Source organism: Methylobacterium sp. SyP6R (assembly GCF_019216885.1).
Taxonomy (GTDB): domain Bacteria; phylum Pseudomonadota; class Alphaproteobacteria; order Rhizobiales; family Beijerinckiaceae; genus Methylobacterium.
Map to the genome: position 1 here is coordinate 1,282,430 of NZ_JAAQRC020000001.1, position 20,405 is coordinate 1,302,834.

The following is a 20,405-nucleotide window of genomic DNA, read 5'->3' on the forward strand; positions in this document are numbered from 1 at the left end:
CCTCCCCTGAGAAAAGCTCAGCCGATCTTCAGCGCGCCGCGGCCGAGATAGCGGGCCTGGGTACCGAGGCCTTCCTCGATGCGGATGAGCTGGTTGTACTTCGCCAGTCTGTCCGAGCGGGCGAGCGAGCCGGTCTTGATCTGCCCGCAATTGGTCGCGACGGCGAGGTCGGCGATGGTCGCGTCCTCGGTCTCGCCCGAGCGGTGCGACATCACCGCGGTGTAGCCGGCGCGGTGGGCCATGTCGACGGCGGCGAGCGTCTCGGTGAGCGAGCCGATCTGATTGACCTTCACCAGGATCGAGTTCGCCGTGCCCTTGGCGATGCCCTCCGACAGGCGGGTGACGTTGGTCACGAACAGGTCGTCGCCGACGAGCTGGCAGCGGTCGCCGACCTTGTCGGTGAGCGCCTTCCAGCCGGCCCAGTCGTCCTCGGACATGCCGTCCTCGATCGACAGGATCGGGTAGGAATCGACGAGCTTCGCCAGGTAGCTCGCCTGGGCCTCCGGGTCGCGGGTCTGGCCCTCGCCCTCGTAGACGTAAGCACCGTTCTTGAAGAACTCGGTGGCGGCGCAGTCGAGCGCCAGCACGATGTCGCGGCCCGGCTCGAAGCCGGCGGCGCGGATCGAGTCCATCACGAAGTCGAGCGCGGCTTCCGCCGAGGGGAGGTTGGGGGCAAAGCCCCCCTCGTCACCCACGTTGGTGTTGTGGCCGGCCTTCTTCAGGGCGCCCTTGAGGGTGTGGAACACCTCGGCGCCCCAGCGCACCGCCTCGGCGAGCGAGTCGGCGCCCACCGGCATGATCATGAATTCCTGGAAGTCGATCGGGTTGTCGGCATGCGCGCCGCCGTTGATGATGTTCATCATCGGCACCGGCAGGATCCGCGCCTGGGTGCCGCCGACATAGCGGTAGAGCGGCAGGCCGGAGGCCTCGGCGGCGGCCTTGGCGACGGCGAGCGAGACGCCCAGGATCGCGTTGGCGCCGAGACGCGCCTTGTTCGGGGTGCCGTCGAGCTCGATCATCGCCTCGTCGATGGCGGCCTGCTCCTCGGCATCCATGCCGCCGATGGCGTCCAGGATCTCGCCGTTGACCGATTCGAGGGCCTTCAGCACGCCCTTGCCGCCGTAGCGGGACTTGTCGCCGTCGCGCAGCTCCACCGCCTCGTGGGCGCCGGTCGAGGCGCCGGAGGGGACGGCGGCGCGGCCGAACGAGCCGTCCTCCAGGAGGACGTCGACCTCGACGGTGGGGTTGCCCCGGCTGTCGAGGATCTGGCGGGCGGCGATATTGGTGATCGCGGTCATGAGAGGATCTCTCGGGCAGGCTCTACGGCGTTCGCGCGGCTTATCGGCCAAGACGCCGCCTGCGGCAAGCCGTCCATGGGTGGGGAAGCGGCATCGTGCCCATGGGGCATGCAGGCGGAAGCGAAGCCCGGGGTGATCCGCGCGCGGTTTCGCACGGGCCCGCGCGGGTCTATACGGCGGCCATGACCCAAGACATGTCGCAACACGCCCGCCAACTCGGGCAGCTCAGCGCCCAGCCGCGCTCGCCCGACGAGGCCCAGCTCGACCGCGTGCCGAACCCGCACCCGGACACCGATTACTGCGCCCGCTTCACCGCGCCGGAATTCACCTCGCTCTGCCCGGTGACCGGCCAGCCCGACTTCGCCATCCTGGTGATCGACTACGTGCCGGACCAGTGGCTGGTCGAGTCGAAGTCGCTGAAGCTGTACCTGCACAGCTTCCGCGATCACGGCGCCTTCCACGAGGATTGCACCGTCGGGATCGGCCGCCGGCTGACCGCGCTCCTGGAGCCGCGGTATCTCCGCATCGGCGGCTACTGGTACCCGCGCGGCGGCATCCCGATCGACGTGTTCTGGCAGACCGGCACCCCGCCGGCCTCGGTCTGGCTGCCCGACCAGGGCGTGCCGCCCTACCGGGCCCGCGGCTGACATGAAAGAAGGGCGGCCGGGTCACCCCGGCCGCCCTCTTTCGACGACTCGCGTGCGTCAGGCTTCAGTAGCCGTAGCCATATCCGTAGGCCGGGGCCGGGGCACCATAGCCATACCCGTAGCCGTTGCGGCGGGCCGCATCGGCCGCAGCCGCGGCGCCGATCGCCCCCACGGCGGCACCGGCGATGCCGAGGCCGACCGCGGCGCCGGGCGAGATGCCGCGGCGGCGCCCACCATAGGCGTAGGGCCGGCCGGCATAGCCGCGGCCATAGCCGTAGCCGTGGTGATGGCCGTAGCCGTGACCGCGCCACCCTTGAGCCTGCGCCGGCGAGGGCGCGACGGTGGACACGGCGCCGAGGGCGACGGCGAGGGCCGGAATGATCGCCAGCTTGCGCATCGTTGATCTCCTGCTTTCGTTCAAGCCATATGACCCCAATAACGAGCGCGGATGGGAAGGGTTCCCGTAATCGTGCTACCCGGGGCCGCCCGCCTGCGCTGCGGCGGACCGGAGATTCGGCGCCCGCAACGGGGGGACGTGACTGTCGCTGATCCTGCCGGGCGACGCCTGAACTCGGGCTGAACTTGACGCCCGGCCGGATCGTCAGCCGGCGCGGGCGAGGCGCCGGGCGGTGGCGAGCCCGAGGACCAGGATCGCGACGGCGCAGAGGCTCAGCGCCGGCAACTGGCCGAGGGCGTCGAGGCCGAGTCCCATCACGGCGACGCCGAGCGCCTGGCCGCAGAAGAACGAGAAGGCGTGGAGCGCCACCGCCGAGGCCCGGGCCTCCGGCGCCACCTCGGTCACCTGCACCTGGAAGGTGTTGTGCAGCATGTAGAAGCCGAGGCCGAGCGCCGTGAGCGCCGCCGCATCGGCCTGCCAGGAGCCGGCGAGGCCGACGACGAGAAGCGCGCCGCCGGAAACCGCACCGCCCGCCATCAGCATCCGGGTCTGGCCGAGGAAGCGCAGCAGCAGCCCGACGGTGAGCGAGTAGGCGAGCCCCCCGGCGGCAAAGCCCGCGAGCACCAGGCCTGCCTCCTTCGGCCCGCCCTCGCCGCGCGCCTCGATCAGGTGGGCGAGGTGCGGGAAGATGCCGAACACCGCGATCGCCTCGACGAAGACGGCGGAGAACAGCACCCGGGCGCGGGGATTGCGCAGGATGGTGCGGTAGCGCGTGAGGGCGGGCGCGAGGGCGAACCGGCCCCCGGGCGCGCGCAGGCGCCGGGCGAAGCCGAGGGCGACGCCGAGAAGACCCAGGGCCCCGACCCCGGCGGCGAGGCCGAACACCCCGCGCCAGCCGATCGCGCCCTCGATCAGCCCGGCGATGGTGGAGCCCGACAGCTGGCCGAGGATCACCGCGACGAGGAAGCGGCCGATCGCCACCTGGCGCTGCGCCATCGGGATGCGGTCGCCCATCATGGCGAGCGAGAGCGGGATCACCCCGCCGGCCGCCGCCCCGGCGAGCATGCGCAGGCCGAACAGGGTGCCGATGTCGTGAGCGACGATGCAGGCCGCCAGCGCCAGGGTCAGCACGAACAGGCAGGCCACCACCACCCGCTCCTTGCCGAGCGCGTCGCCGACCGGCCCGAGCACCGGCTGGATCAGCGCGTAGGGCAGGGCGAAGGCCGTGGAGAGGAGCGCCACGGTGGCGGGCGGGCTCGCGAGGTCGCGCGCCAGAACGCCGACCAGCGGCTCGACCACCCGGCCGGCGAAGGTGCTGGCGAAGCCCCCGGCGGCCAGGACCGCGATCAGGCGGGAGGGCGAATCGGGCTGCGACGCCCCGGCCCTGGGCGTCTCTGCGGCCTGCATCGCCGCCGCCCCGTCAGCCGCCGACCCCTTCCGATCCCCGCGCTTTGGCCAACCGGTCGAAGGCCTGGAGCTCGGCCAGCAGCGCCGGCATCTGGCGCAACGGCACCATGTTGGGCCCGTCGGAGGGGGCCCGGTCGGGATCGGGATGGGTCTCGATGAACACGCCCGCGACCCCCACCGCCACCGCGGCCCGGGCCAGAACCGGCACGAATTCGCGCTGGCCGCCGGAGGTGGCGCCCTGGCCGCCGGGCTGCTGCACCGAATGGGTGGCGTCGAACACCACCGGCAGGCCGCCGCTCACCCCCGCCATGATCGGCAGGGCGCGCATGTCCGAGACCAGCGTGTTGTAGCCGAAGGAGGCGCCGCGCTCGGTCAGCAGCACGTTGGGGTTGCCGGCCCCGGTGATCTTGGCCGCGACATGGGCCATGTCCCAGGGGGCGAGGAACTGCCCCTTCTTGACGTTGACCACCCGGCCGGTGGCGGCGGCGGCCAGCAGCAGGTCGGTCTGCCGGCACAGGAAGGCCGGGATCTGCAGGATGTCGACGGCCTGCGCCGCTTCGGCGCAGTGGCCGGGCTCGTGCACGTCGGTGACGACCGGCAGCCCCAGGGTCTCGCGGATCTCGGCGAAGATCGGCAGCGCCTGTTCGAGGCCGAGGCCGCGGCTCGACCCGGCCGAGGTGCGGTTGGCCTTGTCGAACGAGGACTTGAAGACGAGGCCGATGCCGAGTTGCGCCGTCATCTCCTTGAGGGCGCTCGCGACCTCGAGGGCGTGGTCCCGGCTCTCCAGGGCGCATGGCCCGGCGATGAGGCTCAGCGGCAGGTGGTTGCCGAACCGGACGGAGCCGGCGGCGACGGTGACGGGCGAGGCGGCGGGCGAGGGGGATGCGGTCGGCATGATGGGTGAGGCGTAGCGGGTTTCGGCGGGCGCGGGAAGGTGGTGAGGTGGAGTCGCGCCTGCGTCTGCGGGAGGGGTGCTTTGTCGAACGCGATGGCGGCGCCGCCGGGTCTTCGATCGTGTTGGCTCATCTCAGCGTGATCATTCCGGTTCACCACCGCGCCTACGGCGGGGCTCGCCGGCGAAAGGAAATGGCGCGGGTCCTCTCTCTCCCCGCCCGCGGGGAGAGAGAGGACCCGCGCTATTCTCGTCTCGAAGGCTTCCCGGACAGTCCTGTGCCTGCGGGGAACACGTCTTCTGGAAGCTGTCGATCCACCTCACGTTTTACGACGTCGAAGAGCGCACCGACGTTTCCGCTCCGTTCTCGGCAAGCCACAGAGCCCGTCGAAACCGGTCCGGGACAGACGGAGCGGATTTCCCATCACGCGAGAAGTCACCCCGAAAGCGGCTCCGGCCAGCGCATGGCCTCGTTTCCGGTATTTGACAAACGTCCATCATAGGAGAAAATCGCACCCGGACAGGAGCCCCGCCATGCCATCCCGACCCGACCTCCCATCCCCGGGAGCAGCCCGATGACCGGCGCGGCTCTCCTCTGTCTCGTCGCCGGGGCGGCCCTGGTGGTGCAGAACGCCCTGATGGGGGCGATCGTGGCACGGGGCACCGGGCTGACCGGGGCGCTTCTGTGCAACTCGCTGGTCGGGCTGTCGCTGCTCGGGCTGGTCGAGGTCTGGCGCAGCGGGCCGGCCTTCCCGCTGCGGCTGGCGGAACGGGCGGAGCCGTGGTTCCTGGTGCCGGGGCTGCTCGGCACGCTGGTCGTGGCCGCGAGCCTCTACGGCTACCGGCAGCAGGGCGCGACCGTCACGGTGGCGCTGGTGGTGGCGGGGCAGCTCACGGCGGGGATCGCCGGCGACGCGATGGGGCTCACCGGCCGCAAGGGCGGCCTCGGTCCGGAGACGTGGATCGGGGCGGCGCTGCTGGTCGCCGGCGCGGTCCTGATCCTGCGGGGGCGGGGGTCGGCCTGAGAGAGTGGGTCGGCCTGAATGAAAGAGGGGGGATCCCCCCTCGCGTCAGCCCCGGCCGCCCCGGGGCGCCTCGGCGGAGACGGCCGAGACGAGGCCGTCCGGCGCAGCCCCCGGGCCGAGCAGGTTGACGGCCACGTGGAGGCCGATGGCGGGTCCGAAGACCAGGGCCAGCATGAGAAGAAGGACAACCACGACGCTGCGGTCGCGGGTGGCGGCGGCGCCGGAGCGGGCGCCCGTCGTCATCAGGGTCATGGCTCACCTCGTTCGACCGGCCGCATCGGCGCCGGTCGCGGGCGAGCCCGATCAGCGATCAGGCGCGTGTCACGCGAGGCGGTACCGAGGCGGCGCGGTCCGTCGACTACTGTCGCTGGGCATGGGGGATGAAGGATTCCGGTGATGCCGCGCACGGCCGAGTCGTCGGCCGCCCACGGACGAGGGCCACATGCGTGCGAACCCCCGCCGCGTCAAGGGGCAGGGCGCGGTTTTCCCCCACCGTGGAGGCAGGGTCACGCCGGGCGCAAGGCGTGCGCGGTCCCGGGGCGCCGGCCGCACGGGACGATTGAACCCTTTGTCCTCGCCGCATTTGTTTGTCACAAGCCGGACGATCCCCCCACCTCGTGCCGCGATGCCGGCACCGAACCCGAAAAGACCAGCCCGCCCTCCATGCCCGATCCCGTGCCTTCCCCCACCGACGACGCGGCCCCGGTCCCGACCGGCGTGCCGGGCCTCGACAGCATCCTGGAGGGGGGATACGCGGCCAACCGCGCCCACCTGGTCGAGGGGCGTCCGGGCTCCGGTAAGACCACGCTGGCGCTGCAATTCCTCCGCGACGGGGCGCGGCTCGGCGAGCGCTGCCTCTACATCACCCTGTCGGAGAGCCGGCGCGAGCTGGCCTCCGTCGCCGCCCGCCACGGCTGGTCGCTCGACGGGATCGAGATCTTCGAGCTGGTCCCGCCCGAGCTGAGCCTCGATCCGCGCCAGCAGCAGAGCCTCGTCCATTCCTCCGATCTCGAGCTCGGCGAGACCGTGCGGCTCGCCGTCGCGGAGATCGACCGGGTCAAGCCGCAGCGGGTGGTGTTCGACAGCCTGTCGGAGATCCGTCTGTTGTCCCAGGGCTCGCTGCGCTACCGCCGCCAGGTGCTGGCGCTCCGCAGCTACCTGCTGATCCACGACACCACCGCGCTCCTCCTCGACGACCTCACCGCCGAGCAGGACGACCTCAACCTGCACAGCCTCTGCCACGCGGTGATCCGGCTCGAGCAGCTCGCCCCGCTCTATGGCGGCGAGCGCCGGCGCCTGCGGGTGATCAAGATGCGGGGTACGCATTTCCGCGGCGGCTACCACGATTTCGTCATCCGCCGCGGCGGCCTCGTGGTCTTTCCGCGCCTGATCGCGGCCGAGCACGGCCACCCCTACGCCATCGACCGCCTCGGCAGCGGCAATCCGGGCCTCGACGCGCTCCTCGGCGGCGGGCTCGACCGCGGCACCAGCACGATGCTGCTCGGGCCCTCGGGGGTCGGCAAGTCCTCGACCGCGCTCGCCTACCTGACGGCGGCTTTGGCGCGCGGCGAGCGCGGGCTGATCCTGAGCTTCGACGAGCCGACCGGGATCCTGATGCGCCGGGCCGCCGGCCTCGGCATGGACCTGACGGAGGCGGTCGCGCAGGGGAGCCTCACGGTCGAGCAGATCGACCCGGCGGAGGTCTCGCCGGGCGAGCTCGCCGCGATGGTGCGCGACGCCGTCGAGCGCGAGGGCGTGCGCCTCGTCCTGATCGACTCGCTCACCGGCTACCAGAGCGCGATGCCGGGCGAGCAGTACCTGCTGCTGCAGATGCACGAGATCCTGACCTACCTGAACCAGCAGGGCGTGACGACGCTGCTCGTGCTGGCCCAGCACGGGCTCGTCGGGCAGATGTCGTCGACGGTCGATCTCACCTATCTCAGCGACACCGTGGTGCTGTTCCGGTTCTTCGAGGCGGACGGGCACTTGCGCCGGGCGGTCTCCGTCGTCAAGAAGAGGGTGGGGCCGCACGAGGACACCATCCGGGAACTTCGGATCGACGGCGACGGTTTGCGGGTCGGCGAGCCGCTGGCGGGCTTCCGGGGCGTCCTGACGGGCGTGCCGAGCTACCACGGGGCGCTCGGCCGCCTGCTGGCCGAGAGCGAGACTTCCCCTTCGGGATCGGCCGGGCCGGGACAGCGATGAGAGAGAGTGATCCCCCGGTCCTGATCCTCGCCCCCGCCGGGCGCGACGCCGCGGTGGCGGCCAGCATCCTGGACGAGGCCGGCCTGCGGGCGGAGGTCTGCGCCGACCTGCCGGATCTGGTCGCCCGGCTCGCCGAGGGCAGTTGCGCCGTCCTCACCGAGGAGGCCCTGCGCGCCTCCGACCGGCACGGGCTCGCCGCCTATCTCGCCGGGCAGGAGCCGTGGTCGGATTATCCCTTCGTGCTGCTCACCCTGCGGGGCACCCCGCCGGATGCCCGGCTGATGGAGTCGCTGGGCAACGTCACCCTGCTGGAACGGCCGTTCCACCCCGCCACCCTGGTCACCGCGGCGCGCTTCGCCGTGCGGGCGCGGCGGCGCCAGCGCGAGGCGGCGGCCTTCCTGCACGAGCGCCAGCAGACCTCCGAGCGCCAGGCCCTGCTGATCCGCGAGCTGCACCACCGGGTGAAGAACACGCTCGCCACCGTGCAGGCGCTGCTCGGCGCCTCGGCGCGGGGCGCCACCAGCGTCGACGAGTTCTACCAGGGCTTCTCGGCCCGGGTGATCTCGCTCGCCAAGACCCACAACCTCCTGACGGAGGATTACTGGCAGATGGCCTCGCTCCAGGAGATGCTGGAGAACGAGCTCGGCCCCTACAACGACGAGGCCGGCAAGCGCATCACGCTGAAAGGCCCCCTGGTCGAGCTCACCGCCGACCTCGCGGTGCCGACCGGCATGGCGATCCACGAACTGACCACCAACGCCGCCAAGCACGGCGCCCTCTCGCTACCCGAGGGGCGCATCGCCGTGACCTGGGCCGTCGACCAGGGCGAGACCGGCCGGCGCCTGCGCCTCGACTGGACCGAGCGCGGCGGCCCGCGCACCGCGGAGCCGACCCGCAAGGGCTTCGGCTCGACCCTGCTGCAGCGGGTGCTCACCATGCAGTGCGGCGCCGACATCCGCTTCGACTTCAAGCCGACCGGCCTGCATTTCCGCATGGAGGCGCCGCTGGTCGAGCACCGGACGGTGCCGCATTATTGAAGCGTGCTCGGCTCGTAGCGCCACTCCATCATTGTCGCAGGCGTCGACGCATCTCTACGTCATCCCGGGGCTCGACGAAGTCGAGAACCCGGGGTCCTTAACCGCGGACGTTTCAGGAAACAGCGACCAGCGTTCCGCTTCGTCCTGAACCATCAGCGGTCATGGAGCCCGGGTTCCGCTGTCGCGGCCCCGGGATGACGATGGGGGGTTCGAGAACTGTAGAAGCCAGACAGACAGGCTCTCTGACGATCACCCCGTCCCGGGCAGGAGCACCGCCGCCACCGCCTCGGGCGTCGCGAACAGGTGGGCCGGCCCCGCGGCGGCGAGCGCCTGCGCCCGTGTATAGCCCCAGGTCACCGCCCCGAAGGCGAGGCCCGCCTGCGTCGCGGCGTGGTGGTCGCGCAGCTCGTCGCCAAGGCACAGCACGGTGGCGGGGGAGACGCCGATGTCACGCACCACGGCCCGGAACCGCCGCGCCTTGCCGAACAGGGCCGCGCCGCAGGCGTAGCGGCCGATCAGGCCGGTACATTCCGGGCCGAGCACCCGGCGCACCACGTCCTCGCGGTTCGAACTGACGAGGGCCAGGTCGAGCCCGCCGGATCGAAGCCGGGCGAGCAGGCCGGGAATGCCGGGGAAGAGCGACAGGTCGCCGGCGTCGCGGGCGACGAGGCGGCGCATGTGGCGGGCGATCAGCGGCAGCTTCCAGGCCGGCACGTGCAGATGCCGCAGCACCGCCCGCGCCTCCAGGGCCCGCAGGGTCTCGACCTCGTGCGCGGCCGGCCGGCGGAAGCCGTAGCGGTCGGCGACGCCGGGGAGCACCCGGGAGAACCACGGGAAGGTGTCGGCGAGGGTGCCGTCGAAATCGAGGATGACGACCCGGTAGGGCGGACCGGGACGGTCCGCACCCGAAGGGAGGCTGCCGGCCCGGTGCGTTACCAGCACACGCGGGGCAGGCGGCGCTTCCAGCGCTGACCGATGCGCAGGTCCTCGTCGCCGGTGCGGCGCTTCACCCGCGGGCGGATCTCGGCGTCCTCGGAGGCCTGCTGCGGCGGCGCCTCGGTCTTCGGCAATTCGATCCGCTCTTGAATCCTGTCCTGGCGCCGGGCAGCGGCCGGGACGGTGATCGGCGCGGGCGTCTGGATCGGGGCCTCGTCGGGCCAGTCCTCGGGCCACACGAAGGCCGGGCGCGGGCCGGGTGTGCGGCGGGGCGCCGACTCGGCGGTGCGGTAGCGGCGGACGCGGGGCAGCTTGGTCTCGGGCTCGGGTGCGACCTCCGGCTCGGGCTCGGGCTCCGGCGGGGCGATCAGGCTCGGCAGGACGCGCTTCGCGGGAGCAGCGGTCTTGGCGGGGGCTGCGGTCTTGGCGGGGGCGGCATCCTTGGCAGACGCCGCATCCTTGGCGGAAAAGACCTGGTCGGCAGGCTTCTCGGCGGAAGACTTGCTGAAGACCGGGAGGTCCGGCGGGTCGAAGCGGCCGGACTGGGTGGCGGCGGCGGTTTCCTCGAAGAGGCCGGTGCCGGCCCAGAGGTTGCGGCCGGGGGAGGCGGGCCGGGCCTCGGGCTCGCTCGGGGCGGGCGCGCTCGCCGCCGGCTTCGCGGCGGCCGAGGGCTTGGCGGCGCCGGGGGGCTTGAAGAGCGCCTCCGCCGGATTCGAGAAGCCCATCGAGGGCTTGCCGGCGGGGCGCTCGCTCTGGGGCCGCTCGCCGTCGGGCAGGGGGGAGGTGCGGCTGCGCTTGATCTCAACCGTGAATGACGGTCTCGCGCGGTGGCGCGTCATTGAATGTCCTGAAGCGATCTGTTCGGAATCAGCAGCCCGCGGCCATGCGCGCGGGCACGATCCTCACTTAGGATGGGTGACAGGGATTGTCCATGCCAAGAATTGATAAAGTCTCAACGGAGGTCTCAGTGACGGCATCGCGATGGTCTCGCACCGGCATTGTTCTGCAGCGTGCGAGCTTTGACACAATCGTGTCCCAGTCGTCGGCCGAATCGCCGCCCCCGCGGGAGGGCCGCGCGTGAACCTCTTCGTTCTCACCGGAGCCGGCATCTCGGCCGAGAGCGGGCTCGGCACCTTCCGGGATCCGGGCGGGCTGTGGCGGCGGTTCGATCCGATGCGGCTCGCCACGCCGGAGGCCTTCGCCGCCGAGCCGGAGGAGGTCCACGCCTTCTACAACCTGCGCCGGCAGGGCGTGCGGGAGGCCGCGCCCAACGCCGCCCACGCGGCGCTCGCGCGCCTGGAGGCGGGTCTCGCGGCACGCGGCGGAACGCTCTTCCTCTGCACCCAGAACGTCGACGACCTGCACGAGCGCGCCGGCACCCGGGCGGTCACCCACATGCACGGCGAGGTGATGCGGGCGCGCTGCACCGCCTGCGGCGAGGGCCGCCCCTGGCCCGGGGACCTGTCGGTCGGGACGGCCTGCCCGTCCTGCGGGCGAAGCGGCGGGATGCGCCCGGACGTGGTCTGGTTCGGCGAGGTGCCGCTCCACCTCGATGCCATCGCGGAGGCCCTCGACGAATCCGACCTGTTCGTCGCCATCGGCACGTCCGGGGCGGTCTACCCGGCGGCGGGGTTCGTGGCGCGGGCGCGGGCGGCCGGGATCCCGACCCGCGAGATCAACCTCGCCCCCTCCGACACCGCCGGCCTGTTCATGGAGGCCACCTACGGCCCGGCCACGCAGGCGGTGCCGGACTTCGTCGACGGGCTCCTGCGGGGGATCGACGGAGCCGCACCGTGACGCCGCGACCGGGGCCGCATCTCCGACGATCGTCGTCGGGCCCGCGACCGTCCGCGCGGCCGACCTGCGCCCTCCGTTCCAAACATCGGGCGGGGCGTCTCACATCGCGCCGGGCCACGCGTTCGTTGCCGCCGGGCCATATCGGCCCGCATGGTCTTGTCATAGTCACGGCGCACGGAAACTCACGCGCGACCGCGCATCCATCGCCGCCGGCGATGACGTCGGGCGGTTCGGCGGTCGCCCGCTCGAGGACTTGACGGATGTCTCGGATCGCCCTGGCCCTGTTCCTGTCGTTCGCCGGCCTCGTCGCGGCGCGGGCGGCACCGGCCGAACCGGTGGCCCGGCCCCTGCCGCCGGATGTCTGCAGCGCCCTTCGGACGGCCTTCGCCGCCGCCCTCGGCTTCCCGCTCGCCTCGGGCACCCAGTCGCCGAAGACCGTCAGCGACAGCGCGCCCGCCGGCACGGCCTGCACCTTCTCGGGCCGGGCCACGGGGCTCGGGCATTCCTACGCCGACGCCCTCGGCCGGCTGGAGACGATCGTGGAGGGCTGGGACCAGATCGCCGAGATCTCGGCCGACGGCCCGGAATCGACGGTGCAGGGCTACCGCAAGGACGACCGTCGGGTCGTCGTCGCCCTCGACCGGTCGCCGCCGGACGGCACCTGCGAGAACACGGTCCAGGTCCGCTGCAAGGTGCCGGCGAAACGCTGGCGCTGGACGTTCAAGGCCGCCGCCTATCGCCAGTGACGCAAAGCTCCGCTCAGGGCGCGTAGGCGCTGGCGGCCTTCGGCAGGGTCGAGGGCGGCAGCGCGCGGGCGGCGAGCGGCCGCAGGCTCGGGCGCTGCCACGGCCCCTCGATGGCGAAGCTCCCGCCCGCCCGCCCGTCGGGCCCGGGCTCGATCCTCGCCTCGGCGCCGAGCCGCCGCTCGGACAGGAAGATCCGGCCGCCGAGGCTCGCGGCGAGCGCCGCCGCGCGGATCTGGCCCTGGCCGATCTCGGCGACGCCGTCGCTCACCGTCAGGCTGACCCGGGCACGCTCGAAATGGGTGCGGCCGCCCCGGCGCAGGGCGGTGGTGGCGGAGTCGGGGCGCTGGGCGAGGTCGGCGAGGTTCACGCCTAAGATCTCCCCGCTCTCGACCGTGGCGGCGGCGCGGCCCGAGAGGCGCCGGACGAGGTCGGCGAGGCTCGATCCGGCCCCGTCGAGGGCGACCGAGGCTTGCGCCCGGCCGAGGATCCAGCGCGGCCAGCCGAGATCGGCGAAGAGGCCGCCGAGGTCGATCCGGTCGGCGCTGCCCTGGAGGCGGGCATCGAGGCCCGCCGGCAGGGCGGCGAGCGCCGCCCGCCCCTTGACGGTGCCGCCCTGCACGGTGGCGCGCCCCAGCGTCGCCTCCACGGTGCCGTCGCGCACCAGCAGGCCGGCGGCGACGTCCTGCGCCTCCACCGGGCCGAGGCGGGCCGAGGCCGCGGAGAGGCGCAGGTCGAGGTCGCCGTCCGTCAACCCGTCGAGGGCGAGCGGCGCCCGGCTCCAGGGACCGTCGGACAGTGCCTCGGGCATCAGGCCCGAGAGGTCGAGCCGCTCGGCCGCCAGGGTGCCGGTGAGGCTGAGCCGCCCCCGCGCCACGGACGCGGCGCCCGCGCCCTCGAGCCGGTTGTCGCCGACCTGCACCCGGATCTCGGGCCATTCGACGGCGCCCGGGCGGGCGAGGAAGCGCCCGTCGAGGCTCACCGGGCCGGCGAGCGCGGCGGGGCCGGGGACGATCCCGAGCCAGGCCAGGGTGCCGGGCAGGGCGGAGGTGACGAAGCGGCCCTGGCCGGACAGGCGCGGGCCCGTGCCGGAGGTCTCCGTCGACGCGGCCCTGGCCGTGCCCTCGGCCTGCTCCTTGGCCGGCTCCTTGGCCCAGACCAGGCTGCCCTCGATCTCGGCGCTGCCCTCGGCGGGCCGATCGGTCCCCGCGCTCGCCCCGTTCCAGGTGAGGGCGGCGGTGACCGGGGTCTCGGCGCCGGCCGCGAGTTCGCGCGGGCGCAGTCCCGACAGGGCCAGGGTCGCCGGCACGCCGCGCCAGGTGAAGGCGGCCGACAGGTCGAGGCCGGCGGTCGGGCGCGGCCAGTTCGCCACCAGGTTGAGGCCGGTGACCGTCTCAGGGGCACCGGAGCGCGGATCGCGCCCGGTCACGGTCGCGTCGACGAGGACGAGGCGGCGCAGGTGGCGGCCCCTCCCGGCGGCGACCCGCGCGGCGAGCCGCGCCGCCGGCTCGGCCCAGTCGCTCCATGCGTGCGGCGGCAGGGCGATCCGGGCCCGTTCGAGGACGAGGCCGGTGATCTCGGCCCGGCCGGCGAGGAGCCCGGCGAGGCCGAGCTGCACCTGCAGGCCGTCGCTCGCGACGAGGTCGTGGCCGGCGCGGCTGAGCCGCACCCCGGAGAAGGTCAGGCGCGGGGCCGGCAGCAGCGTCAGGGTGGCGGGGCCGGCGACCGCCAGGCCGAGGCCGTAGCGCCGCGCCAGGTCCCGCTCGGCGAAGGCCGCCGCCTGCGGGGCCGCGATCGTCCAGGACAGGGAGGCGGCCGCGACCGCGAGCGCCGTGACGACGGCGCCGCTGAGGGCCAGGGTGGTTCGGCGCGACATCGCTCTCCGGCAGCCGGCGTGGACGAGAACTCGTGCGCCCCCCCGGGCCGCCGTCCCGGCGGCCTCTTCGAGAGCCTGCCGGCGGCATCCGCCTTCCCGTGTCCCCTATAATCCCTCGCGCACGGCTTGTCTCCCCGGCATGGTTTGCCGCGTGGCGTGCACCGCTCCGGCAGCGGGACATTTTCCTCTCCCCGCCCGGTGGTGCGGCGGCGCAACGATGCTAAACAGGGCGGCGAGGCGCCGCATCCGTGCGGGACCGAGGGCGCTTCAGCCCCGGCGGTGCCGGAAATTTGAGGAAACGAGGGATGAAGAAGGTATACCCCGACGCCACCGCCGCCCTGGCGGGCGTCCTGCGGGACGGCATGACGATCATGGCCGGCGGCTTCGGCCTCTGCGGCATTCCCGACGTCCTCATCGACGCTGTGCGCGAGAGCGGCGCCAAGGACCTCACGGTCATCTCGAACAATGCCGGCATCGACGGCGTCGGCCTCGGCGTCTTGCTCGAGACGCGCCAGATCAAGAAGATGATCTCGTCCTATGTCGGCGAGAACAAGACCTTCGCCAAGCAGTACCTCGCCGGCGAGCTCGAGATCGAGTTCAACCCGCAGGGCACGCTGGCCGAGCGCATCCGCGCCGGCGGCGCCGGCGTCCCGGCCTTCTTCACCAAGACCGGCGTCGGCACCCTGATCGCCGAGGGCAAGGAGACCCGGGAGTTCGACGGCGAGACCTACGTGATGGAGCGCGGCCTGTTCGCCGACGTCTCGCTGGTCCATGCCTGGAAGGGCGACCACGAGGGCAACCTCGTCTACCGGAAGACCGCCCGCAACTTCAACCCGATGATGGCCACCGCCTCGCGCATGACCATCGCGCAGGTCGAGCACCTGGTGCGCCCCGGCGAGATCGACCCGGACCACATCATCACCCCCGGCGTGTTCGTGAAGCGGATGATCCACGTCCCGAACGCGCAGAAGCGCATCGAGCAGCGCACCACCCGCAAGCGTGCCGAGGCCGCCCCCAACGCCGAGCCCGCGCCCGCCCCGACGGGCGGCGGCGCCATCTGAACGAGCGAGACAGGAGACCCCCATGGCTTGGACCCGCGACCAGATGGCGGCCCGCGCCGCCCGCGAGCTTCAGGACGGCTTCTACGTCAATCTCGGCATCGGCATCCCGACGCTGGTGTCGAACTACATCCCCGAGGGGATGTCGGTGCAGCTCCAGTCCGAGAACGGGATGCTGGGCATGGGCCCGTTCCCGTACGAGGGCGAGGAGGATCCCGACCTCATCAACGCCGGCAAGCAGACCATTACGGAGTTGCCGACCACGAGCTACTTCTCGTCGTCGGATTCCTTCGGGATGATCCGCGGCGGCCATATCGACCTGTCGATCTTAGGGGCCATGCAGGTGGCCCAGAACGGCGATCTGGCCAACTGGATGATCCCCGGCAAGATGGTGAAGGGGATGGGCGGCGCGATGGATCTCGTCGCCGGCGTCAAGAAGGTCGTCGTGGTGATGGAGCACGTCGCCAAGGCCAAGGACGGCTCGGAATCCCCGAAGCTGCTCGAGGCCTGCGACCTGCCGCTCACCGGCACCCACGTCGTCGACATGGTGATCACCGATCTCGGCGTCTTCACCATCGACAAGAAGGGTGACGGCGGCATGAGCTTGGTCGAACTCGCCGACGGCGTCACCGAGGACGAGGTGCGGGCGAAGACGCAGGGTCAGTATCGGGTGGCGCTGAAGAACAGCTGATCACCATACTACATCGGGATTGAGAGCTCGAAGTAAAGCTCTTCCCCCTCTCCCGTGCGGGAGAGGGGATCCCACGCTATATTCTCGAATATTGATCGATAATTAGTGCTGCCCCGGATACGCCGCATCCAGCACGAACGGATACGGCCCGTCGAACGCCTCGACATAGACCATGTGGCTCACGATTCCCGTCTCCGGCGTGTAGCGGTGGAGCAGGTAGGCCGGCGGCTCGAAGACCAGGGCGCCGTCGTGCTCCGGTGTGAGATCGAAGGCGACCTGGTGAGTCACGCTCGGGGCGATCTGCGCGATCGTGCCGGCGTAGCGGGTGACGATCGGCCGGTGGTGGTGGCCGCACAGGATCCGCTCGATGCAGGTCTCACCGGCGATCAGCCGCCGGAACGGCGCCTCGCCGTCGAGGAGCCGGATCTCGTCCATGTGGACGAGCCCGCACTCGAAGGGCGGGTGGTGCATGAAGACCAGGGTCGGGCGGCCGTCGCCGCCGGCGAGCGCCCGTTCGAGGAAGCCGAGGCGCTCGGTGCAGAGCGCGCCGTGGCTCGCGCCCGCCACCAGCGTGTCGAGGGCGATCAGGCGGACCGGGTGATCCTCGACGGTGTACTGGATGAAGCCGTCCGTCGCGCCGGGCATCCAGGCCGCCGGCAGGACCTCGCGCAGGGTCTCGCGCCGGTCGTGGTTGCCGGGGATGACGTAGATCGGCATCGGCAGGCGCGCGAGCAGGCCGCGCAGCTCCTCGTATTCTTCCGCAAGCCCGCAATCGGTGAGATCGCCGGAGATCAGCACCAGGTCGGGCCGGGGATCGAGGGCGATGAGGTGGGCCACCGCGCGGGCGACCATCCGGTTGGTCTCGGAGACCCGGTAGGCCGGCAGCCCGCGGGGGCGCACGTGCAGGTCGGTGATCTGGGCGATGAGCATGGAATTCGTCCGGCACTCGGGGGCAATGGGCCCCGTCCCGGGCGTCGTCCAGGACGGGGAGGCGCGTCAGCGCGAGGCGGTCACTCGGCGCCCGGCAGGCGGAGCGCAGTGTCCTCGACGTAGGGGCGCATCAGGGCATCGGCGGCCTTCTGGGCGGCGGTGAGCGCCTCCTTCGGCTGGCGCTTGCCCGCGAGCACGGCCTGCAGCTCGTCCTCGATCGCCTTGCGCACCGGCACGGTGCGGTAGGTGGCGAACCACGGCTGGGCGTTGGCGAGCTGATCCACCGCGATCTTGGCGTCCGGGTTCTTCTCCAGGAAGGCCTTCATCTCGGGCAGGTCGTAGGCCGCCTTGTTGGGGGCGAAGTAGCCCGTGGCGCGGCTCCACCAGCCCGACTTCCCGGGCGAGGTCAGCCACTGGATCAGGGTCCAGCCGGCGGCGCGCTTCTCGGGCGAGAGGCCGGTCGGCTGGACCAGCGAGGCGCCGCCGATCGGCACCGCCTGGCGCACGTTCATCGGCACGAAGGCGACCTTGAACGGGAACTTGGCGGTGTCGCGGATGAAGGTGAGCGAACCGGTCGAGATGATCATCATCGAGGCCTGGCCGGCCAGGAAGGCGCCGGTCACCGCCGGGCCCTTCTGCTCGCCGGCCGGGTGCACCTTGGCCTTGTGGACCAGATCCGACCAGAAGGTGAGGGCGCCGAGCATGGTCGGGGTGTCGTAATAGACCTCGCCGCCGTAATCCCGGTTGTAGTATTGCCCGCCGTTGGACATGGTCAGGGCTTCGAGGATCCAGCCGCCGTAATCGTAGCTCGAGGGCATCATCAGGCCCCAGCGGGTGGTGCGGTCGCCCTCGCGCCTGGTCAGCTTGCGGGCGGCGTCGGCGAGCTCGGCCCAGGTGCGCGGCGGCTTGTCGGGGTCGAGACCCACTTCCTTGAAGTGGTCGGCATTGATGTAGAGCAGAGGCGTCGAGTTGTGGAACGGCACGCCGTAGACCTTGCGGTCGATCACGGCGTTGGGGAGGAGCGCCGGGAAGAACTGGGCCATGAAGGTGTCGGGCGTCTTGCCGTCCTTGGCGATCAGGTCGTCCATCGGCGCGATCTCGCGCTCGATCGACAGATCGGTGAGGAAGTTCGCCGACATGATGACGGCGGCCGGCGGCTTGCCGGCCTTGATCGCCGCGCGGGTCTTCAGGAGCGTGTCGTCGTAGGAGCCGGTGAAGACCGGCGTCGCCTTGATGTCGGGGTGGGAGTCGTTGAACTCCTTGATCAGCCCCGACATGTTGCGGGCGAGCGCCCCGTCCACCGGGACGGGGAAGAACAATTCGATATCGGTCGCGAATGCGGGGCGCGGCGCGGCGAGGCCGGCCACTGCTGCAAGCGCAAGGGCAGCGCCCTTCCACCAGGAAATCATCGGTCTATCGTCCTTTACTTGATGCCGGAGGCGAGGAAGCTGTTCACGAACCGGCGCTGGAAGATCAGGAAGGCGGCGAGCAGCGGCAGGCTGACCAGGAAGGTGCCGGCCGCGATCAGCCCCCAGGCCTGCATCCCCTCGGCGCTGAGCGTGAAGCTCGCGAGACCGAGGGTGAGGGGCCGCCTGTCGGGGGAGTTGATGACCATCAGCGGCCACAGGAACTCGTTCCAGTGGCTGGTGACCGAGACGATCGAGAAGGCGACGAGCGCGGGCTTCGTCAGCGGCAGGTAGATGAGGCGGATGCGCGCCCACCAGCCGGCGCCGTCGATCATCGCGGCGTCTTCCAGTTCGCGCGGCACCTCGCGGAAGCTCTGCCGCATCAGGAAGGTGCCGAAGGCGGTGGCGCAATAGGGCGCCATCACCCCCGGCAGGGTGTCGTAGAGGCCGAGAGCCGCGATCGTCTTCAGGTTCGGCACCAGCAGCACCACCGGCACCAGCATCAGCTGGAGCAGGAACAGGGCGAACAGGATCCCGCGCCCGCGGAATTCGAGGCGGGCGAAGACGTAACCGGCAAGCGAGGCGGTGACGAGCTGCACCGCCAGGATGCCGGCGCAGATGACGGCCGAGTTGAGGAAGTAGAGCGGGAAGTCGGCCGAGGCCCAGGCCTCGGCGAAGTTGGCGAGCGTCGGCGTCAGGGAGGGCAGGAGCGAGGCATCCGCCCCCGATCCCGCCGGCCGGAACGCCGCCACCAGCATCCACCAGAACGGCACCGCCCAGATCAGCGCGAGGCCGATGACGACCCAGCGGGCGATGTGAGGCGTGACCTCGCGGGTCACCGGGCCCGATACGGGGGAGGCGCTCATCGGGCCGCCTCCGGGCCCTGGCTGCGGGTGAGCGACAGGGCGGTCAGCGCAGCGAGCAGGCCCAGGGTCACCACGGTCGCGGCGGCGGCGCGGCCGGCATCGTAGCGCTCGGCGGCCTGCTCGTAGATGTAGAACAGCAGGAGCTTCGTCGCGTCCGAGGGCCCGCCCTTGGTGAGCACGAAGACGTGGTCGACCTGCGTCACGGCGTTCAGGAGCGCAATCACCCCGACGAAGGCGAAGGTCGGGCGGAGCGCCGGCAGGGTGACGTAGCGCAGGCGCTGCCACGGGCCGGCGCCGTCGAGGAGCGCGGCCTCCTTCGCCTCGTCGGGGATCGCCTGCAGCCCGGCCAGGATGAACAGCATGTAGTAGCCGGCATTCTTCCACACGGTGAGCACCGTGATGGCGGCGAGCGCGAGATCCGGGTCGCCGAGCCAGTTGGCGCCGGCGAATCCGAGCCGGGCGAGGTGGTGGTCGATCAGCCCGATGCCGGGCAGGAACAGGAACAGGAAGAGCGCGGCGGCGGCCACCAGCGGGATCATCACCGGCAGGAAGAACACCGCCCGCATCAAAGCCCGCACCCGGCCGGCGCCGTTGAGCGCCAGGGCGAAGGCGAGCGCCAGGACCAGGCTCGGCACCACCGTGCCGACCGCGTAGAGCGCGTTGTTGAGGAGCGCGCGCTGGAAGGTCGGGTCGGCGAAGAGGGCCGAGAAGTTGGCCAGTCCCACGAAGCGGGTGCCGCGCCGCGACACCTCGTGGGTGGCATCCCACAACACCTCGACCACCGGCCAGTAGGTGAACAGGACGAGGAAGACGAGGGAGGGGCTGAGCAGGGCGAGCGGCAGGGCAAGGCCGGCCCAGGGCCGGCGCGTCGCATCGGGCGCGGCGGCAGGGGCCTTTCGGGCCGCCGGAATCAGGTCGAGGGCGTGGGTCACGTGTATCCGCCGGGGGTGTCGGGACCGGCGCGTCATCGGGCGGTTTCGTGACAGGCGGATGAAATCGGCTTCGCTTACGGCCGCGCTCCCGACATGGCCGACCCGATTTCGGCGGTCGTCGTCCCGACCCCCTGCCTATTCGATCGCCGATCGATCAGTCCTGCGCGGCAGACCAGCTTAGCTCGACAGCGAGCCATGACGGCATGGCCTAAGTCGGATCATGACGGATCATGACGGATATTGCCGAATCGCCCACACTCCG

20 protein-coding genes are annotated in these 20,405 nt (G+C 71.8%); 8 read left to right on the forward strand and 12 right to left on the reverse strand.

Features of this window, described 5'->3' with window-relative positions:
* Window positions 1-17: 17 nt before the first annotated feature.
* Window positions 18-1,298, reverse strand: a complete 1,281-nt coding sequence (eno, locus tag HBB12_RS05755; RefSeq protein ID WP_236988476.1) for a phosphopyruvate hydratase — start codon at window positions 1,296-1,298, stop codon at window positions 18-20.
* A gap of 194 nt (window positions 1,299-1,492) precedes the next feature.
* Between eno and queF the strand changes: the two genes are divergently transcribed.
* The gene (queF, locus tag HBB12_RS05760) at window positions 1,493-1,945 is read left to right on the forward strand and encodes a preQ(1) synthase (protein WP_236988477.1); all 453 of its coding nucleotides are present in this window, start codon (window positions 1,493-1,495) and stop codon (window positions 1,943-1,945) included.
* A 64-nt stretch (window positions 1,946-2,009) separates the two neighbouring features.
* Here the strand turns inward: queF and HBB12_RS05765 are convergent, their stop codons facing one another.
* The 3 genes from HBB12_RS05765 to kdsA all read right to left on the reverse strand — a co-directional run bounded on the left by HBB12_RS05765 (window position 2,010) and on the right by kdsA (window position 4,644).
* Window positions 2,010-2,342, reverse strand: a complete 333-nt coding sequence (locus HBB12_RS05765; protein ID WP_236988478.1) for a hypothetical protein — start codon at window positions 2,340-2,342, stop codon at window positions 2,010-2,012.
* A 204-nt stretch (window positions 2,343-2,546) separates the two neighbouring features.
* Window positions 2,547-3,749, reverse strand: a complete 1,203-nt coding sequence (locus HBB12_RS05770) for an MFS transporter (RefSeq protein ID WP_236988479.1) — start codon at window positions 3,747-3,749, stop codon at window positions 2,547-2,549.
* Window positions 3,750-3,762: 13 nt separating this feature from the next.
* Window positions 3,763-4,644 (reverse strand): 3-deoxy-8-phosphooctulonate synthase, encoded by an 882-nt coding sequence (kdsA, locus tag HBB12_RS05775; RefSeq protein ID WP_236988480.1) that lies wholly within the window; start codon window positions 4,642-4,644, stop codon window positions 3,763-3,765.
* A gap of 572 nt (window positions 4,645-5,216) precedes the next feature.
* Here kdsA and HBB12_RS05780 point away from each other — a divergent pair.
* On the forward strand, window positions 5,217-5,666 hold the full coding sequence (locus HBB12_RS05780) for a DMT family transporter (RefSeq protein ID WP_236988481.1): 450 nt from the start codon (window positions 5,217-5,219) through the stop codon (window positions 5,664-5,666).
* A gap of 45 nt (window positions 5,667-5,711) precedes the next feature.
* Here HBB12_RS05780 and HBB12_RS05785 read toward each other — a convergent pair whose 3' ends face one another.
* A complete protein-coding gene (locus HBB12_RS05785; RefSeq protein WP_236988482.1) occupies window positions 5,712-5,918 on the reverse strand; it encodes a hypothetical protein in 207 nt (68 codons plus the stop codon).
* A 411-nt stretch (window positions 5,919-6,329) separates the two neighbouring features.
* Here HBB12_RS05785 and HBB12_RS05790 point away from each other — a divergent pair, with 411 nt between their 5' ends.
* Together HBB12_RS05790 and HBB12_RS05795 are read left to right on the forward strand one after the other, a co-directional pair.
* Window positions 6,330-7,871, forward strand: coding sequence for an ATPase domain-containing protein (locus tag HBB12_RS05790; protein ID WP_236988483.1), 1,542 nt, complete (start codon window positions 6,330-6,332; stop codon window positions 7,869-7,871).
* Window positions 7,868-8,908, forward strand: a complete 1,041-nt coding sequence (locus tag HBB12_RS05795) for a sensor histidine kinase (RefSeq protein ID WP_236988484.1) — start codon at window positions 7,868-7,870, stop codon at window positions 8,906-8,908. The genes HBB12_RS05790 and HBB12_RS05795 overlap by 4 nt, the downstream gene beginning before the upstream one ends.
* Window positions 8,909-9,157: 249 nt before the next feature.
* On the opposite strand, the gene HBB12_RS05800 is transcribed toward HBB12_RS05795, so the two are convergent.
* Both HBB12_RS05800 and HBB12_RS05805 read right to left on the reverse strand, forming a co-directional pair.
* On the reverse strand, window positions 9,158-9,850 hold the full coding sequence (locus tag HBB12_RS05800) for an HAD hydrolase-like protein (RefSeq protein ID WP_236988485.1): 693 nt from the start codon (window positions 9,848-9,850) through the stop codon (window positions 9,158-9,160).
* Complete coding sequence (locus tag HBB12_RS05805) at window positions 9,841-10,683, reverse strand: hypothetical protein (RefSeq protein ID WP_236988486.1); 843 nt, start codon at window positions 10,681-10,683, stop codon at window positions 9,841-9,843. Before HBB12_RS05805 ends, HBB12_RS05800 begins: the two co-directional genes overlap by 10 nt.
* 238 nt (window positions 10,684-10,921) lie before the next feature.
* Between HBB12_RS05805 and HBB12_RS05810 the strand changes: the two genes are divergently transcribed.
* The gene (locus tag HBB12_RS05810) at window positions 10,922-11,641 is read left to right on the forward strand and encodes an NAD-dependent deacylase (protein ID WP_236988487.1); all 720 of its coding nucleotides are present in this window, start codon (window positions 10,922-10,924) and stop codon (window positions 11,639-11,641) included.
* 260 nt (window positions 11,642-11,901) lie between these two features.
* Window positions 11,902-12,387: a hypothetical protein gene (locus HBB12_RS05815; RefSeq protein ID WP_236988488.1), complete on the forward strand. Its 486-nt coding sequence runs from the start codon at window positions 11,902-11,904 to the stop codon at window positions 12,385-12,387.
* Window positions 12,388-12,400: 13 nt separating this feature from the next.
* On the opposite strand, the gene HBB12_RS05820 is transcribed toward HBB12_RS05815, so the two are convergent.
* Complete coding sequence (locus HBB12_RS05820) at window positions 12,401-14,260, reverse strand: AsmA family protein (RefSeq protein WP_236988489.1); 1,860 nt, start codon at window positions 14,258-14,260, stop codon at window positions 12,401-12,403.
* Window positions 14,261-14,565: 305 nt separating this feature from the next.
* Here HBB12_RS05820 and HBB12_RS05825 point away from each other — a divergent pair, with 305 nt between their 5' ends.
* Window positions 14,566-15,321 carry a CoA transferase subunit A gene (locus HBB12_RS05825; protein ID WP_236988490.1) on the forward strand — a complete coding sequence of 252 codons (756 nt, stop codon included), beginning with the start codon at window positions 14,566-14,568 and terminating at the stop codon, window positions 15,319-15,321.
* 22 nt (window positions 15,322-15,343) lie between these two features.
* Window positions 15,344-16,009, forward strand: a complete 666-nt coding sequence (locus HBB12_RS05830; protein ID WP_236988491.1) for a 3-oxoacid CoA-transferase subunit B — start codon at window positions 15,344-15,346, stop codon at window positions 16,007-16,009.
* 102 nt (window positions 16,010-16,111) lie between these two features.
* On the opposite strand, the gene HBB12_RS05835 is transcribed toward HBB12_RS05830, so the two are convergent.
* From HBB12_RS05835 to HBB12_RS05850, 4 genes are all read right to left on the reverse strand, one after another.
* Entirely contained in the window at window positions 16,112-16,939 is an 828-nt protein-coding gene (locus HBB12_RS05835; RefSeq protein WP_236988492.1) for a phosphodiesterase, read from the reverse strand.
* Window positions 16,940-17,019: 80 nt separating this feature from the next.
* Window positions 17,020-18,348, reverse strand: a complete 1,329-nt coding sequence (locus tag HBB12_RS05840; protein WP_236988493.1) for an ABC transporter substrate-binding protein — start codon at window positions 18,346-18,348, stop codon at window positions 17,020-17,022.
* A gap of 14 nt (window positions 18,349-18,362) precedes the next feature.
* The gene (locus tag HBB12_RS05845) at window positions 18,363-19,211 is read right to left on the reverse strand and encodes a carbohydrate ABC transporter permease (protein WP_236988494.1); all 849 of its coding nucleotides are present in this window, start codon (window positions 19,209-19,211) and stop codon (window positions 18,363-18,365) included.
* Window positions 19,208-20,053 carry a carbohydrate ABC transporter permease gene (locus tag HBB12_RS05850; RefSeq protein WP_236992675.1) on the reverse strand — a complete coding sequence of 282 codons (846 nt, stop codon included), beginning with the start codon at window positions 20,051-20,053 and terminating at the stop codon, window positions 19,208-19,210. The genes HBB12_RS05845 and HBB12_RS05850 overlap by 4 nt, the downstream gene beginning before the upstream one ends.
* Window positions 20,054-20,405 lie beyond the last annotated feature (352 nt).